At 74.8% G+C, this 1,640-nt stretch carries 1 protein-coding gene; it reads left to right on the top strand.

Going from position 1 to position 1,640, the window contains the following annotated elements:
* Window positions 1-1,640, top strand: a 1,640-nt coding sequence (locus G3I65_RS11755; protein WP_160696135.1) for a phosphodiester glycosidase family protein, incomplete at both ends; no start/stop codon positions are given.

The raw sequence follows: 1,640 nt of genomic DNA, 5'->3' as shown, positions 1-1,640 counted from the left end.
CCGCCGCGTCGTCGGCCCACGAAGGCCCGGCCGCCTTCGCCGCCGCGGACCCCGACGACGGGCTCGTCACCGGCAGCGCGACCACCGAGGTCGCGCCCGGGCTGAACCTCACCCAGTTCGACCGGTTCGACCCGGCGGGCTGGATCCGCGGCGACACCCTCGCCGTCGACCTCGGCAGCAAGGTCCTGAAGCCCACCTACCTCAGCCCCGGCACGGTTTCCGCGCGCACGCCGCTCTCGCAGCAGGTCGCGCGGGCGGGCGCGGTCGCCGGCGTCAACGGCGACTTCTTCGACATCAGCGCCACCGGCGCGCCGATCGGCGTCGGCATCGACCGCGGGCAGCTGCAGACCGCGCCCGCCGCCGGTCACAACCTCACCGCGTCGATCACCGACGACGGCAAGGCGCGGCTGGCGTCGATCTTCCTCGAAGCCACCGTGACGCTGCCGGGCGGCGCGGTGAAGGCCACGAACTTCAACAGCCCGGTCCTCGGCACGGACGCGATCGGCGTCTACACGCCGTTGTGGGGCGCTTCCGGCCGCGCGACCTCGGTCGCCGGAGCGGCGCGGGTGCGGGAAGTCGAGCTGCGCGACGGGGTCGTGACCGCCACGCGCGAGCAGCCCGCGGCCGGCCCGATCGCGGCCGGCACCACGCTGCTCCTGGCCCGTGAAGCCGGCGCCGACGCCCTCGCGGTCCTCAAGCCCGGCGACCCGGTGGACGTCGCGTACGCGCCCCGCACGGATGCCGGGAACATCGCGGTCGCGGTGGGCGGCAACGAAGTCCTGCTCCGCGACGGCGTCGTGCAGCCGGTCGACAACGTCGCCATGCACCCGCGGACCGCGGTCGGCTTCTCCGCCGACGGCAGGCGGATGTGGCTGGCCACTGTGGACGGACGGCAGGCCGACAGCCGCGGCCTGACCGAGCTGGAACTGGCCCGGCACATGAAGAGCCTCGGCGCCGACGACGCGATCAACCTCGACGGCGGCGGCTCATCGACGCTGCTGGCGCGCAACGAAGGCGAGGCCGCGCCCAGCGTCCGGAATTCGCCGTCCGACGGCGGGGAACGCCTGGTGCCCAACGGAATCGGCTTCACGACCGTGCCGGGCAGCGGCAAGCTCACCGGCTTCGCGCCCGCCCCCGCGGTGGCCACCGCGGACGCGGACCGCGTGCTGTCCGGCCTGACCCGGCACCTGGTCGCCGACGGCCACGACGACACCGGCGCCGCGGTGGCCGTCGAGCCGCACTGGACGACGTCGGACCACCGGCGGGCGACCGTGACGCGCGGGGTGATCACCGGCCACGGCCCTGGCTCCGTCGACGTCGTCGCGAAGTCGGGCCGCGCGTCCGGCAAGACGACGCTGTCCGTGCTGGGCGCGCCGGTCCGGCTGGGCACGAGCACCGAGCAGGTCGCGCTGTCGGCCGCGGGCGCCAAGAGCACGTTCAAGGTCTACGGCTACGACGCCGACGGCTACGGCACCTGGCTGGAACCCGACGACGTCAAGCTCGACTACGACCACTCGGTGGTGCGGATCGAACCGTCCGGCGACGGCTACGCGGTGACCGCGCTGACCGCGTCCGGGGCGACCGCGATCACCGCGTCGGCCGCGGGCTTCACCACGCACCTGGCCGCTTCGGTGGGCACC

This window comes from Amycolatopsis sp. SID8362, assembly GCF_010550475.1.
GTDB lineage: Bacteria > Actinomycetota > Actinomycetes > Mycobacteriales > Pseudonocardiaceae > Amycolatopsis > Amycolatopsis eburnea.
Note: the sequence above shows the minus strand (reverse complement) of the source record. Positions and strands in the feature narration are given on the sequence as shown.